Source organism: Streptomyces sp. Mut1 (assembly GCF_030719295.1).
Taxonomy (GTDB): domain Bacteria; phylum Actinomycetota; class Actinomycetes; order Streptomycetales; family Streptomycetaceae; genus Streptomyces; species Streptomyces castrisilvae.
Map to the genome: position 1 here is coordinate 6,191,113 of NZ_CP120997.1, position 13,730 is coordinate 6,204,842.

The 13,730-nt window shown below is 72.0% G+C and carries 13 protein-coding genes; 10 read left to right on the forward strand and 3 right to left on the reverse strand.

Annotated features, from left to right (window positions below):
- The first annotated feature begins 51 nt into the window (after positions 1-51).
- From P8A18_RS26995 to P8A18_RS27005, 3 genes are all read left to right on the forward strand, one after another.
- A complete protein-coding gene (locus P8A18_RS26995; RefSeq protein WP_306058534.1) occupies positions 52-1,284 on the forward strand; it encodes an arginine deiminase in 1,233 nt (410 codons plus the stop codon).
- 94 nt (positions 1,285-1,378) lie between these two features.
- The gene (gene argF / locus P8A18_RS27000; RefSeq protein WP_018553420.1) at positions 1,379-2,383 is read left to right on the forward strand and encodes an ornithine carbamoyltransferase; all 1,005 of its coding nucleotides are present in this window, start codon (positions 1,379-1,381) and stop codon (positions 2,381-2,383) included.
- Between the two features lie 201 nt (positions 2,384-2,584).
- Complete coding sequence (locus P8A18_RS27005; protein ID WP_306058537.1) at positions 2,585-4,006, forward strand: amino acid permease; 1,422 nt, start codon at positions 2,585-2,587, stop codon at positions 4,004-4,006.
- A 3-nt stretch (positions 4,007-4,009) separates the two neighbouring features.
- Here the strand turns inward: P8A18_RS27005 and P8A18_RS27010 are convergent, their stop codons facing one another.
- Together P8A18_RS27010 and P8A18_RS27015 are read right to left on the reverse strand one after the other, a co-directional pair.
- Positions 4,010-4,429 (reverse strand): ATP-binding protein, encoded by a 420-nt coding sequence (locus P8A18_RS27010; RefSeq protein WP_018553422.1) that lies wholly within the window; start codon positions 4,427-4,429, stop codon positions 4,010-4,012.
- Between the two features lie 131 nt (positions 4,430-4,560).
- Entirely contained in the window at positions 4,561-4,992 is a 432-nt protein-coding gene (locus tag P8A18_RS27015; protein ID WP_306058539.1) for a hypothetical protein, read from the reverse strand.
- A 281-nt stretch (positions 4,993-5,273) separates the two neighbouring features.
- Between P8A18_RS27015 and P8A18_RS27020 the strand changes: the two genes are divergently transcribed.
- From P8A18_RS27020 to mnhG, 6 genes are read left to right on the forward strand one after another with little or no spacing between them, the layout of a single operon-like run.
- Positions 5,274-8,183, forward strand: coding sequence for a Na+/H+ antiporter subunit A (locus P8A18_RS27020; RefSeq protein WP_306058541.1), 2,910 nt, complete (start codon positions 5,274-5,276; stop codon positions 8,181-8,183).
- Positions 8,180-8,791: a Na(+)/H(+) antiporter subunit C gene (locus P8A18_RS27025; RefSeq protein WP_306058543.1), complete on the forward strand. Its 612-nt coding sequence runs from the start codon at positions 8,180-8,182 to the stop codon at positions 8,789-8,791. Before P8A18_RS27020 ends, P8A18_RS27025 begins: the two co-directional genes overlap by 4 nt.
- Positions 8,788-10,440: a Na+/H+ antiporter subunit D gene (locus P8A18_RS27030; protein ID WP_306058545.1), complete on the forward strand. Its 1,653-nt coding sequence runs from the start codon at positions 8,788-8,790 to the stop codon at positions 10,438-10,440. The genes P8A18_RS27025 and P8A18_RS27030 overlap by 4 nt, the downstream gene beginning before the upstream one ends.
- Positions 10,437-11,072, forward strand: coding sequence for a Na+/H+ antiporter subunit E (locus P8A18_RS27035; RefSeq protein ID WP_306058547.1), 636 nt, complete (start codon positions 10,437-10,439; stop codon positions 11,070-11,072). The genes P8A18_RS27030 and P8A18_RS27035 overlap by 4 nt, the downstream gene beginning before the upstream one ends.
- Positions 11,069-11,404 (forward strand): MrpF/PhaF family protein, encoded by a 336-nt coding sequence (locus tag P8A18_RS27040; RefSeq protein ID WP_306058549.1) that lies wholly within the window; start codon positions 11,069-11,071, stop codon positions 11,402-11,404. The genes P8A18_RS27035 and P8A18_RS27040 overlap by 4 nt, the downstream gene beginning before the upstream one ends.
- Entirely contained in the window at positions 11,401-11,754 is a 354-nt protein-coding gene (gene mnhG, locus P8A18_RS27045) for a monovalent cation/H(+) antiporter subunit G (RefSeq protein ID WP_018553428.1), read from the forward strand. The genes P8A18_RS27040 and mnhG overlap by 4 nt, the downstream gene beginning before the upstream one ends.
- Positions 11,755-11,797: 43 nt before the next feature.
- On the opposite strand, the gene P8A18_RS27050 is transcribed toward mnhG, so the two are convergent.
- Positions 11,798-12,355 (reverse strand): MarR family winged helix-turn-helix transcriptional regulator, encoded by a 558-nt coding sequence (locus P8A18_RS27050; protein WP_306058551.1) that lies wholly within the window; start codon positions 12,353-12,355, stop codon positions 11,798-11,800.
- Between the two features lie 77 nt (positions 12,356-12,432).
- On the opposite strand from P8A18_RS27050, the gene P8A18_RS27055 reads away from it, so the two are divergent.
- Positions 12,433-13,716 carry a multidrug effflux MFS transporter gene (locus tag P8A18_RS27055; RefSeq protein WP_306058553.1) on the forward strand — a complete coding sequence of 428 codons (1,284 nt, stop codon included), beginning with the start codon at positions 12,433-12,435 and terminating at the stop codon, positions 13,714-13,716.
- The last annotated feature ends 14 nt before the right edge of the window (positions 13,717-13,730 follow it).

A 13,730-nucleotide genomic window follows, 5' to 3' on the forward strand; every position in this document is an offset into this window, starting at 1 on the left:
AGGCTGGCGATTCGCCGGGTGAACGGCGTGCCGCGCGGTGAGGATGTGGGCATGGGATTCCATGTCGACTCCGAGGCCGGGCGGCTGCGCCGCGTCATTCTGCACCGCCCCGATCTGGAACTGAAACGGCTCACACCGAGCAACAAGGACGCGCTCCTCTTCGACGACGTGCTCTGGGTGCGCCGGGCCCGTCAGGAGCACGACGGCTTCGCGGACGTGCTGCGCGAGCGCGGGGTGGAGGTGCATCTCTTCGGCGACCTGCTCCGCGAGTCGCTGGAGATCCCCGTCGCCCGGCGGCTGGTGCTCGACCGGGTCTTCGCGGAGAAGGAGTACGGCCCGCTCGCCACCGAGCATCTGCGGGCCGCGTTCGAGGAGTTGCCGGCCGCCGAGCTGTGCGAGGCGCTGGTCGGCGGTATGACCAAGCGGGAGTTCCTCCAGCGGCACCGGGAGCCGGTATCGGTGCGCTTCCACGTCATGGACCTGGACGACTTCCTGCTCGGACCGCTGCCCAACCACCTCTTCACCCGGGACACCTCGGCGTGGATCTACGACGGGGTCTCCATCAACGCCATGCGCTGGCCGGCCCGGCAGCGCGAGACCGTCCACTTCGAGGCGATCTACCGTCACCACCCGCTGTTCACGGGCCCGGAGGCGGGCGCCTTCCACCACTGGTCGCAGGGGCAGGACGACTACCCGTCCACCATCGAGGGCGGCGACGTCCTCGTCATCGGCAACGGCGCCGTCCTCATCGGCATGAGCGAGCGCACCACACCGCAGGCGGTGGAGATGCTGGCCCGGGGCCTCTTCGACGCCGGCTCGGCCCGGACCATCGTGGCGCTCGACATGCCCAAGAGCAGGGCGTTCATGCACCTGGACACCGTGATGACGATGGTCGACGGCGACACCTTCACCAAGTACGCGGGCCTCGGCATGCTCCGCTCGTACACGATCGAGCCCGGTGAGGGACCGCGCGACCTCAAGGTCACCGACCATCCGCCCGAGCAGATGCACACCGCCATCGCCCACGCGCTCGGTCTCGGCTCGATCAGGGTGCTCACCGCCACCCAGGACGTGCACGCGGCGGAGCGGGAGCAGTGGGACGACGGCTGCAACGTGCTGGCCGTCGAACCGGGCGTCGTCGTCGCCTACGAGCGCAACGCCACCACCAACACCTATCTGCGCCAGGAGGGCATCGAGGTCATCGAGATCCGGGGCAGCGAGCTGGGGCGGGGCCGGGGCGGGCCCCGCTGCATGAGCTGCCCGGTGGTGCGGGAGGCCGTATGACGGGCGACGGGGGCTCTGTATAGCAATGCATTGCATCGTATAGAGTTCCAGAGTTACCGTATGCGTCCCCCCGCCCGACCCAGGAGCAGTCACCATGGCCATAGACCTCGCAGGCCGCCACTTCCTCAAGGAGCTGGACTTCACGGCCGCGGAGTTCCGCGGCCTGATCGAGCTGGCCGCCGAGCTCAAGGCGGCCAAGAAGTCGGGTGGCGAGACGCAGCGGCTGCGTGGCCGGAACATCGCGCTGATCTTCGAGAAGACCTCCACCCGCACCCGGTGCGCCTTCGAGGTGGCCGCCGCCGACCAGGGCGCCTCCACCACGTACCTCGACCCCTACGGGTCCCAGATGGGGCACAAGGAGTCGGTCAAGGACACCGCCCGCGTCCTCGGGCGGATGTTCGACGGGATCGAGTACCGGGGGGACAGCCAGGCGACCGTCGAGGAGCTGGCCGCGCACGCCGGGGTCCCGGTCTTCAACGGGCTCACCGACGACTGGCACCCCACCCAGATGCTCGCCGACGTCCTGACGATGACCGAGCACAGTGCGAAGCCGCTGGAGGAGATCGCCTTCGCCTACCTCGGCGACGCCCGGTTCAACATGGGCAACTCCTACCTGGTCACCGGGGCCCTGCTCGGCATGGACGTGCGCATCGTCGCGCCCGAGGCCTACTGGCCCGCCGCGACGGTGATAGGGCTGGCCCGCGCGCTCGCCGAGACGTCCGGGGCGAGGGTCACGCTCACCGAGGACGTGGCCGAGGGCGTGCGCGGTGCCGACTTCGTCTCCACCGACGTCTGGGTCTCGATGGGCGAGCCCAAGGAGGTCTGGGACACCCGCATCGCCGCCCTCGCGCCCTACGCCGTCACCATGGACGTCCTGCGGGCCACCGGGAACCCCGGGGTGAAGTTCATGCACTGCCTGCCCGCCTACCACGACCTCGGCACCGGGGTCGGGCGCGAGATCCACGAGCGCCACGGGCTGACCGAGCTGGAGGTCAGCGACGAGGTGTTCGAGTCCGCGCACTCCGTCGTCTTCGACGAGGCGGAGAACCGTATGCACACGATCAAGGCCGTCCTCGTGGCGACGATGGCCAAGGACTGACCCGCACGGGCACGCGCATGCCCATGCACCCATTTGGGTGAACATGCGGGGGCGTGTCTATGATGGTTCCGATTGGTGGGGTTCGAGCTCGCACGCTCGGACCCCCTTTTCGTGCGCGGAACGGCCCCGGTCCACGACGACGTCGGAACACCGTCCGGACCGCGCCCCCCCCACGTGTTCCGCCAGAGATGAGACCCCGCCGTGAGCCCCCTGCGCCTCCCCGGCCCGCCGCAGCGCGTCAAGGACCCACACCGGCTGATCGCCGAATCGGGCGCCGACCTGGAGGGCCACGGCCTCAAGCGGACCATGGGCCTGTTCCAGCTGGTGTGCTTCGGGGTCGGCGCCGTCGTCGGGACCGGCATCTTCGTGGGCCTGTCCGACAGCGTCGCCGAGGCCGGTCCCGCCGTCGTGGTCTCCTTCGTCCTCGCGGCCGTCACCTGCGTCTTCACCGCGTTGTCGTTCGCCGAACTGGGCAGCGCGATCCCCGTTTCCGGCAGCTCGTACTCCTTCGCCTACGCCACGCTCGGCGAGCGCCTCGCCTTCCTCGTCGGCTGGTGCCTGCTCCTGGAGTACGGGGTCTCGGTCTCCGCCGTCGCGGTGGGCTGGAGCCAGTACGTCAACGAACTCCTCGACAGCCTCCTCGGGTACCGGCTGCCGGACGTGCTCTCCGCCGGGCCCGGTGACGGCGGCGTGATCAACCTGCCCGCCGTGATCGTGGTCATGATGGCCGCCACCCTGCTGGTGCGCGGCGTCCGCGAGAGCGCCGCTGCCACCGCCGCGATGGCCGTCCTCAAGCTCACCGTCCTGGCACTGTTCTGCGTCATCGCCTTCACCGCGTTCGAACGCGGCCACCTCACCCCGTTCGCCGCCCATGGTGCGAGCGGCGTCACGGCGGGCGCCTCCCTGGCGTTCTTCTCGTACATCGGCTTCGACGCGATCACCACCGCCGGCGAGGAGGTCAAGAACCCGCGCCGCAACATCCCCGTCGCGATCATGATCTGCATCGGACTGGTCACCCTGCTCTACTGCGCGGTCGCCCTCGCCGCGATCGGCGCGCTCGGCCCGGAGGCCGTCTCGGACAAGCCCGCCGCGCTCTCGCTGATCGTCGACCAGGTCACCGGCTCCTCCGTCGGCGGCGGCGTCATCGCGTTCGGCGCGGTCGTCGCCATCGCCTCGGTCGTCCTCGCCGTGATGTACGGACAGACCCGCATCCTGATGTCGATGTCCCGCGACGGCCTCGTGCCGAGGGTCTTCGAGCGGGTATCGCCGCGCACCTCGACCCCGGTCGCCAACACCTGGATCGTCGCCGTCGTCTTCGCCGTCCCGGCGGCCTTCTCCTCGCTCGGCATGGTCGTGAACCTGACCACCATCGGGACGCTCGCCACCATGGTCGCCGTCAACACCGCCGTCATCGTGCTGCGCCGCCGCAACCCCGAGGTGAAGGGCCGCTTCCGGGTCCCGCTCCACCCGCTCGGCCCGCTCCTGGGCGTCGTCTTCTGCGTCTACCTGATGTACGGGACCGGCTGGACGACCTGGGTCCAGTTCGCCGTGTTCCTCGCCGCGGGCGCCCTCGTGTACGCGGGCTACGGGCGCCGCCGCTCCCGCCTGGCGGACACGGCCTGAGGCCTACTTCGGCGGCAGGGTGAACCAGACCGCCTTGCCGCGCTCCGTCGTGCGGTGACCGCAGGACGAGCTGAGGGTACGGATCAGCAGCAGCCCCCGGCCGTGCTCCTGCCAGGGGTCCGGTACGTCGTCGGGCTCCGGCCGGGACAGATCCCCGGGCGGGGCCGGGTCGCCGTCGTGCACCTCCACCTGGCACCCGCTCGGCAGCAGCTCCACCACCAGCTCTATGGGCTCGTCACCGGGCGTGTGCTCCACGGCGTTGGCGACCAGCTCGGCGGTCAGCAGCTCGGCGGTGTCGCTGTCGGCGGGGGCGTCGATGTCCGCCAGGACCGTACGGATCAGCGCGCGGGCGATCGGCACGGCGGCCGTGGAGTGCGGCAGGGTGATGCGCCAGGAAGGGGGTGGCAGGCCGTCGGGGGGCACGGGGGGTTTCCGTTCGGGTGAGCGCGGGTGTCCTGGGCTCAGATTTCCGCGCTCAAGACTTCTTGGCTTCAACCTTACGAAGCCGCGCGACGCGGACAAGAGGCTGCGGGCCGGTACGAAGGGGACGTTCGTCACTGGCCCGGCAGGCATGCGTGGCACAGGCAGGGGTCGGGGTGCGGGGCCGCGTGATGGGTGTCGCGCCCCAGCCGCGCCACCCGCTCCAGCCATTGCGCCAGCCCGGCCGCCTCCTCGCGGGTGTGTACGGGCAGGCCGGCGCACCGGACGAGGACGGCCGGCGCGTACACCAGCCGTGGCCGGAAGGTGTGCAGATGGCGGGTGCCCGTGTCGATGGTGATCCAGCGACCGGTGTGCCGGCCGTGGCCGACCGCCGTCAGCTGCTCGTCGCCCGTCGCGGGGTAGGTGTCGATGACGTAGACCTTCGCCCCGGGCCGGAACGCCTTGGTGCCCGACCGGAACTCCTGGCCCAGCTCCCCGTACCGCCGCCACCGCACGACGTTCGCCGCGACCAGCCACCGCGGCTCGGGCGCCCCGGTCTCAGCCATGGTCCGGCTCTGCACCGGCCGTGAGGACGACGCCGTCGTCGGAGGTCCGGTTCATGCACCGCATTCTGCCCGGCGCGTCGTCCGGCGGGCAGGGGTTTTCCCGAAGGACGCCGAGCGCGCGCACCGCGTCCGGGTCCGCACCGATCGCAGCGGGCCGCGGTGGGTGCGGCGCGCCGTACGGGTGAAGCGAGGCAGGGGAGATATCTGTATTGAGTGCCCTTTGCCCGTTATGTGACTACCTGCGTCACCTCGTCCACCGCCGCGCCCCGCCCCCCTGCCGCATGACCGCGCTCCTCGTCTGTCACTTCGTCCTCGCGGCCTGCGCGCGCCCGCTGGTGCGATGGCTGGGGACGCGCGCCTTCCTCGTCCTCGCGCTGCCGCCCGCCGCCACCACCTGCTGGGCCTTCACACAGTGGGACATGGCCGCGTCCGGCGCCTCGGTCTCCTGGTCATGGGCGTGGATGCCCGACTACGGGGTCTCCGTGGACATGCGCCTGGACGCCCTCGCCGAGCTGATGGTGCTGCTCGCGGCCGGCGTCGGCACGCTCGTCCTGCTCTACTGCGCCTCCTACTTCAGCGACGACACCCCGAGGCTGGCCGGATTCGCCGGGAACCTGCTCGCCTTCGCCGGGGCCATGCTCGCCCTCGTCCTCAGCGACGACCTGATCTCGCTCTACGTCTTCTGGGAGCTGACCACGGTCTTCTCGTACCTGCTCATCGGGTACAACAGCGAGCAGCGGCACAGCCGCCGCTCCGCCCTCCAGGCGCTGACCGTCACCACGCTCGGCGGGCTCGCCATGCTGATCGGCTTCCTGATCATCGGCCAGGAGGCCGGGACCTACCGCATCTCCGAGATCCTCGCCGACCCGCCTCGGGCCGGCCCCGCCGTCGAGGCCGCCGTCCTGCTCATCCTGTGCGGGGCGCTGTCCAAGTCGGCCGTCTGGCCGTTCAGCCTCTGGCTCCCCAACGCCATGGCGGCGCCCACCCCCGTCAGCGCCTATCTGCACGCCGCGGCCATGGTCAAGGCGGGTGTCTACCTGGTCGCCCGGCTCGCCCCCGGCTTCGCCGACGTGCCCGCCTGGCGGCCCGTCGTGATGGTCCTCGGCGCCGCGACGATGCTCCTGGGCGGCTGGCGGGCGCTGCGGCTCAACGACCTGAAGATCGTCCTCGCCTACGGGACCGTCAGCCAGCTCGGCTTCCTCACCCTGCTGGCGGGCATCGGCAACCGCGACATCGCGCTGGCCGCCGCCGCGATGATCCTCGGGCACGCCCTGTTCAAGGCCCCGCTCTTCCTCGTCATCGGCATCGTCGACCACGCGGCCGGCACCCGGGACCTGCGCAGACTCTCCGGCGTGGGACGCGCGCTGCCCCATGTCTGCGCCGTCGCCGTGCTCGCCGCCGCCTCCATGGCCGCGCTGCCCCCGCTGCTCGGCTTCGCGGCGAAGGAGGCGGCGTTCGAGGCGCTGCTGCACGGCGACGCGGCGGACCGCTGGGCGCTGGGGATCGCGGTGGCGGGGTCGATGCTGACCGTCGCGTACACCGTCCGGTTCGTCTGGGGCGGCTTCCTGCGCAAGCCGGGCGTGCCCGACACCCCGGTCCACCGGGTCGGCCCCGCCTTCCTCGCCCCGCCCGCCGCGCTCGCCCTGTGCGGGCTGGTGCTCGGCCCCGGAGTCGGCTGGACCGACCGGCTGCTGAGCGCCTACGCCGACGCCTTCCCTGCCTCCCACCACCCCTACCACCTGGCCCTCTGGCACGGCTGGGGCACCGCCCTGCTGCTCTCGGCCGTCGCCGTGCTGGGCGGCGCGGTCCTCTTCGCCGGACGCGACCGGGTCACCCGGCTCTCCCGGCGCATCGCCTGGCCCACCGCCGACAGTGTCTTCGGCCATGTGCTGCTGGGCCTGGAACGCCTCTCCCTCCAGGTCACCGGCTTCGTCCAGCGCGGCTCGCTCTCCGTGTACCTCGCCACCACCCTGCTGGTGATGCTCGCCGGCCAGCTCGCCGTGCTCGTCGCCGACCGGCCCTGGCACGGCGCGCGGGCGCCCCAGCTCTGGGACGTACCGCTCCAGGGCGCCGTCGCCGCGCTGACCTGCGCGGCGGCCCTGCTCTGCCTGACCGTCGGACGGCGCATGAAGGCCGTCGTGCTGGCCGGACTCACCGGATACGGGACCGCGCTGCTCTTCGTCGTCCAGGGCGCCCCGGACCTGGCGCTCACCCAGTTCTGCGTGGAGACCGTGTCCATGATCGTGTTCGTGCTGGTGCTGCGGCGGATGCCGGTGCACTTCCAGGAGTCGGTGAGCTCCTGGCGGCGGGCCGTGCGCATCCCCGTCGCCCTCGCCGCCGCCGCGACCCTCGGCGTGGTCGTCTGGGTCGCGGGCGCCGCGCGCACCGCTCCCGCGGCCGGCGCCGCCATGGTCGAGGAGACCGCGCACCACGGCCTCAAGGACGTGGTCGCCACGATCCTGGTCGACCTGCGCGCCTGGGACACGATGGGGGAGTCCGCCGTCCTCGCCGCCGCCGCGATCGGCGTGACCAGCCTCATCTACCTGCACCGCCGCGCCGAGGGAACGGCGGCGCCCTCGGAGACGCGCGGGCACACCGCCTGGTCGGTGACCGCCGCCCCGCTGAACGGGGTGCCGCGCGGCGACGAGGGGGCGCCCGAGCGCGGCTGGCTGGCGGCCGGAGCCACCCTCGCGCCCGAGCACCGGTCCGTCGTCTTCGAGGTGGTGGTGCGGCTGCTGTTCCACCCGGTCCTGGTGCTCTCCGTGTACCTGCTGTTCTGCGCCGAGAACATGCCGGGCGGCGGCTTCGTCGGCGGCCTGGTCGCGGGCCTGGCCATGATCACCCGCTACCTCGCGGGCGGCCGCTTCGAACTCGCCGAGGCCGCGCCCCTGCAACCCGGGCTCTTCACCGGCCTCGGCCTCTTCCTCTCCACCGGGGTGGCGCTGCTCGGCCTCATTGACGGAACGGTCCTGCACGCCTGGACCTACCACGGCCACCTGCCGCTGATCGGTGACTACGAGTTCGGTACGCCGGTGATCTTCGACTGCGGTGTCTATCTGCTGGTCCTGGGCGTCGTCCTCGACATCGTGCGGGCCCTCGGCGCGAAGATCGACCGCCAGATCGAGCGGGCCGCCGCCGAGAAGGCCGCCGCCCGCGAGGCCGGACCGGGGACGGGGGAGGCCACCCCATGAGCGTCAGCGCCTCGCTCCTCGCCACCGCCACGGTCCTGTGCGCGGTCGGCGGCATCCTCATGCTCACCCGGCCCCTCACCCGCATCCTGCTGGGCGCGGTCATCGCGGGCAACGGCATCAACCTCCTCATCCTGTCCGCCACCGGATCGGCCGGCCGGGAACCGCTGCTGTACGGCGTCGACCTCGCCCGGGTCACCGACCCGCTGCCCCAGGCCATCGCCCTCACCGCGATCGTCATCACCCTCGCCACCACCGCGTTCCTCCTCGCCATGGCCTACCGCTCCCACCAGCTGACCGGCACCGACGAGGTCCACGACGACCTGGAGGACCGGCGCATCGTGCTGCGCGCCGAGGTGCTGGGAGAGCGCGACGAGCTGCGCGAACGCTTCCGCGCCGACGACGAGCGCACGGCCGAGACCCGCCGCCGCTACCGCGAGGACCGCCGCCGGCTGCGGGCCAGGCTGCGCGCCGACCGCGCCCTCCAGGCCAGGGGCCGCAACGCCACCGGCGACCTGTGGCACGACGTCCTCGGCGCGGACCCGGAGGACTACGCGAAGCGCGACGAGGCCCGCGCGCCCGACACCGACAACCCAGGAGGCACCGGATGAACGCACTCGTCCCGCTGCCGGTGCTGCTCCCGCTCTGCGCCACCGGACTGAGCCTGACCTTCGGCACCCGGCTCAAGCGGTTCCAGCGCTTCATCAGCGTCGCCGTGCTCACCGCCGTCCTCGGGCTCTCCGCCACCCTGATGGTCGCCGCCGACAGCGAGGGCCCGCTCTCCGTCCACCTCGGCGACTTCGCACCGCCGCTCGGCATCACCCTCGTCGCCGACCGGCTCTCCGGCCTGATGCTGACGATCTCCTCGGCCGTCACCCTGTGCGTCCTCGTCTACTCCCTGGGCCAGGGCATGGCCGACCGCGACGAGGAGACGCCCGTAGCCGTCTTCCACCCCGCCTACCTGATCCTGGTCGCCGGGGTCTCCTGCACCTTCCTCGCGGGCGACCTGGTCAACCTCTACGTCGGCTTCGAGATCATGCTCGTCGCCAGCTTCGTCCTGCTGACCCTCGGCGGCACCGGCCCCCGCATCCGGGCGGGCTCCACCTACGTGATCATCTCGCTGTTCTCCTCGATGCTCTTCCTCACCGCCATCGCCATGACCTACGCGGCGGCCGGCACCGTCAACTTCGCCCAGCTGGCCGGGCGCCTCGCGGACCTCCCGCTGGGCGTCCAGACGCTCATCCAGGCCATGCTGCTGACGGTCTTCGCCATCAAGGCCGCCGTCTTCCCGCTCGCCGCCTGGCTCCCCGACTCCTACCCCACCGCCCCCGCCCCCGTGACCGCCGTCTTCGCCGGGCTGCTCACCAAGGTCGGCGTCTACTGCATGCTCCGCACCGAGACGCTGCTCTTCCCCGGCAACCGGCTCGGCGACCTGCTGATGGCGGCCGCGCTCGCCTCGATGATCGTCGGCATCCTCGGGGCCGTCGCCCAGACCGACCTCAAGCGGCTGCTCTCCTTCACCCTCATCAGCCACATCGGTTACATGGTCTTCGGGATCGGCCTCGCCACCCGGGAGGCGTACGGCGGGGCGATCGTCTACGTCGTCCACCACATCACCGTCCAGACGACGCTGTTCCTGGTCGCCGGGCTGATCGAACGACGGAGCGGCACCACCGAACTGACCCGGATCGGCGGCATCGCCCGCGCGGCCCCCGCGCTCGCCGTCCTCTTCTTCGTCCCCGCGATGAACCTGGCCGGCATCCCGCCGCTCTCCGGCTTCATCGGCAAGCTCGGCCTGATGCGCGCCGGCGTCGCGGACGGCGGGGTGTGGGCGTGGATCCTCGTCATCGGCGCCACCGCCACCAGCCTGCTCACGCTGTACGTCGTGGCCAAGGTCTGGAACCTGGCCTTCTGGCGGGCCGCACCTCCCGGACAGGCCGCCGCCGGCACGGTCCTGGAGTCGGACGACGACAGCGACGACGACACCGACGAGGGCCCCGACCGGATGCCCGGCACCGGCGACGAGGGCGTACGCCTGCGCCACCAGCCGGCCGGGCTCGCGGTCGCCGCCACCCTGCACGGCCGCGCCGTCACCACCACGAGTGTGCTGCCCCGCCCGATGATCTGGGCGACCGCCGCCACCGTCGCCCTGGGGCTCGCCTTCACCGTGTTCGCCGGGCCGCTGACCTCGTACACCGACCGCTCGGCCGCCGAACTCATCGCCCGTACCCCCTACATCGAGGAGGTGCTCGGCCGGTGAGACGCCTCGTCACCTTCTCCTTCCGGAACAAGGACCTGCCGCCCTTCAGCGCCGTGTTCGGCCGCCGCCGCGTGCTCGACCTCCCGCTCATCGCCTGGCTCACCGTCATCTGGGTGCTGCTCTGGTCCAGCCTGAACTGGGCCAACCTGCTCACCGGGGCCGTGGTCGCGGTGGCCGTCTCCCTGGCGTTTCCGCTGCCCAAGGTCGACCTCGGACTGCGGCTGCACCCCTGGGGCATCCTGCGGCTGAGCGGCTATCTGCTCTACGACATGTACACCTCGGGCGTGAAGGTGACCCGGCAGATCCACGGCCGCCACCCGCGCCGGGGGGCCGTCATCGCCGTACCGCTGCGCTGCCGCTCGGACCTGATGCTCACCGCCGTCGCCGTCGGGGTGTCCAACGTGCCCGACAGCTCGGTCGTCGAGGTGCGCCGCGCCACCGCCACCGTCTTCGTGCACATCCTGGACGGCCGGCCCACCGAGCTGGCGGCTGCCAGGCGGTCCGTCTGGCGCATGGAGGAGCTGATGGTACGGGCCTTCGGCACCCGCGACGAGATCGAGCGGGTCGCCGCACCACCCCCGCGACTGCCGCACACCGGCGAACGGCCGGGAGACCAGGAGGAGGGCACATGAGCGCGCCGGAGACCGTGGACCGGGTGCTGCTCGTCGCGGCGGTCGTCGTGACCGTCATCGCGGGCGCGGCCCTGCTGACCCGCATCTGGCGGGGGCCCTCGATGCTGGACCGGGCCATCGCGCTGGACGTCTGCGCGGCCCTCATCATCGCCGGGCTCGGCGCCAAGTCGGCCTTCGCGCGTGACCCGTTCTACTTCCCGATCATGCTGGTGCTGGCCTTCCTCGGCTTCACCGGTTCGGTCGGCATCGCCCGCTTCATCGCCGTACGCGACCGGCCGCCGGGCCACCCGCACGGGGAGCGGACCCGGCACGGCGGGGAGGAGAAGCCATGAGCGTCTGGCTCCAGATCCTCGACACGGCGGGCGCGGCACTGGTGCTGATCGGCGCCGCCATCTGCCTGCTCGGCGTGATCGGCATGCTGAAGCTGCCGGACGTGCTCTCGCGCAGCCATGCCGCGACCAAACCGCAGGCGCTGGGCATGCTGATCGTGCTGGCCGGTGTGGCGCTGCGGCTGCGCAGCGGCATGGACCTCGCCACGCTCGCGCTCATCGGCTTCTTCCAGCTGATGACCGGGCCGGTGGCGGCGCACCTGGTCGCGCGCTCCGCCTACCGGACCGGCCAGGTCGACCACGGTGAGCTGCTCTTCGACGACCTCGACGAGCAGCTCACCGAGGAGCACTGACACGGCCTACGGCGAGCAGCTCACCGAGGAGCGCTGACACGGCCTACGGCGAAGGGGTCGCGCGGATGTTGCTGAGCCCGAGCCCGAGATCGCGCCCGGTGCCGCGCAGCCGCCGGGCCATCCCGTCCTCCATCACCCGGGCGAGGAGGGCCAGCGCGTCGGCCACCCGGGTCCGGTCCTCGCCGAGCCCGGCCAGCAGCTCGGTCTCGATCTCCACCTGGCGCGGGAAGAGCGCGTCGATCGCCGCCCTGCCCGACTCCGTGATGGTCACCAGCGCGGCCCGCCGGTCGGCCGGGCTGGGGGTGCGCTCGATGTGGCCGCGCTTCTCCAGCTTGGCCAGCGTCTTGCTGACCCCGGCCCGCGACAACCCCATGTTGTCGGCCAGCCTGCGGGCGATGGCGGGCTCGGTGGCGTGCCGCAGCGGAATCAGCAGCTCCGCCTCGGGGCCGGTGAGCGGGGCGCCCTCGTAGAGCGGCTCCAGGGCGAGGTCGAACAGCGAGGACACCTGTTTGACCAGGGCCACGACCTCCATGGCGGAGATGTCGAGCCCGGGATTGTGGCTGGCCCACGCATCGCGTACGCCGTCGGGATGGGACTGCACCGGCACTCCTTCGTCAGCGGCGAGCTTATCGAATCCCCACTTTGTTAACCAGTGAACCATCAGTTATCTTTTTCGTCATGCTCTCTCGTCCCCCCGCCTCCGCCGAGGCGACCCAGCAGGCCGCTCCGCCCGTCCCGCCCGGCCGGGCCTCCGCCCTGATCGCCGTGCTCGGCGCGCTCACCGCCGTCGCCCCGCTCGCCACCGACATGTACGTGCCCGGCTTCCCCTCGATGGGCGCCGCCCTGCACGCGAGCGGCTCGGCCGTGCAGCTCACGCTGACCGCGTTCCTGGTCGGCATGGTCGTGGGCCAGCTGCTGATCGGCCCGGTCAGCGACGGCTGGGGCCGCCGCCGGCTCCTCATCGCCGGAGCGGGCGGCTTCGTCGCCTTCTCCCTGCTGTGCGCCGTCGCCCCGAACGTGGAACTGCTCACCGCGGCCCGGTTCCTCCAGGGCTTCGCGGGCGCCGCCGGCATGGTGCTCGCCCGCGCCGTGATCACCGACTGCTTCCACGGCGCCGACGTGCCCCGCTACTTCGCGCTGCTCTCGCAGATCCTCGGCATCGCGCCGATCGCCGCGCCCGTCGTCGGCGGCGCGGTCCTCTCGGTGTCGACCTGGCGCGCGGTCTTCGTCGTGCTCGCCGTGATCGGTGTGCTGCTGTTCGCCGCCGTGGTCAGGTACGTCCCCGAGACGCTGCCGCCCGAGCGGCGGCACGGCGGGGGCCTCAGCGGGACGTTCCGCACCATGGGCACGCTGCTGACCCACCGCGCCTTCATGGGGTACGTCCTCGTGCTCGGCTTCACATCGGCGGCGCTGTTCGCCTACATCAGCGGCTCCAGCTTCGTCTTCCAGAACGTGCACGGCGTATCGCCCACCGTCTACTCGCTGATCTTCGCCTCGAACGCCGTGGGCATGCTGATCGGCGGGGTCACCTTCGCGCGGTTCGCCGGCCGGGCCGGCCTGAACAGGCTCCTGACCATCGGCCTTGCCGTCTCCGGCGCCGGGGCCCTGGCCCTGCTCGTGATCCCCGCCCTGGCCGGGCAGAGCCTCGCCGTCAGCTGGATCTGCCTCTTCGTCGCCATGTCCGGCGTCGCGCTGATCTTCCCCTCGACCATGAGCATCGGCCAGAACCTCGGCCGCCGCGCCCCGGGTGCCGCGTCGGCGCTCATCGGCGGCCTCCAGTTCCTGTTCGGCGCCGCCGCCTCCCCGCTCGTCGGCCTCTTCGGTGAGGACACCGCGACCCCCATGGCCGTCATCATGCTCGCCGCCCTCGCCCTGGCCGGCCTCGCCCTCGTCCTGCTCGCCCGGCCGTGGCGGGCGCACGGCGAGGTCAGTGCCGGGCCGCACGGCGAAGGCCCGCACTGACGGACCCGGCGCGC

What these genes read in the sequence shown, in the direction of transcription:
- P8A18_RS26995 (WP_306058534.1), top strand. Translation starts at nt 52, where the DNA reads ATGGGATTCCATGTCGACTCCGAGGCCGGGCGGCTGCGCCGCGTCATT.
- argF (WP_018553420.1), top strand. Translation starts at nt 1,379, where the DNA reads ATGGCCATAGACCTCGCAGGCCGCCACTTCCTCAAGGAGCTGGACTTC.
- P8A18_RS27015 (WP_306058539.1), bottom strand. Translation starts at nt 4,992, where the DNA reads ATGGCTGAGACCGGGGCGCCCGAGCCGCGGTGGCTGGTCGCGGCGAAC.
- P8A18_RS27020 (WP_306058541.1), top strand. Translation starts at nt 5,274, where the DNA reads ATGACCGCGCTCCTCGTCTGTCACTTCGTCCTCGCGGCCTGCGCGCGC.
- P8A18_RS27025 (WP_306058543.1), top strand. Translation starts at nt 8,180, where the DNA reads ATGAGCGTCAGCGCCTCGCTCCTCGCCACCGCCACGGTCCTGTGCGCG.
- P8A18_RS27030 (WP_306058545.1), top strand. Translation starts at nt 8,788, where the DNA reads ATGAACGCACTCGTCCCGCTGCCGGTGCTGCTCCCGCTCTGCGCCACC.
- P8A18_RS27040 (WP_306058549.1), top strand. Translation starts at nt 11,069, where the DNA reads ATGAGCGCGCCGGAGACCGTGGACCGGGTGCTGCTCGTCGCGGCGGTC.
- mnhG (WP_018553428.1), top strand. Translation starts at nt 11,401, where the DNA reads ATGAGCGTCTGGCTCCAGATCCTCGACACGGCGGGCGCGGCACTGGTG.
- P8A18_RS27055 (WP_306058553.1), top strand. Translation starts at nt 12,433, where the DNA reads ATGCTCTCTCGTCCCCCCGCCTCCGCCGAGGCGACCCAGCAGGCCGCT.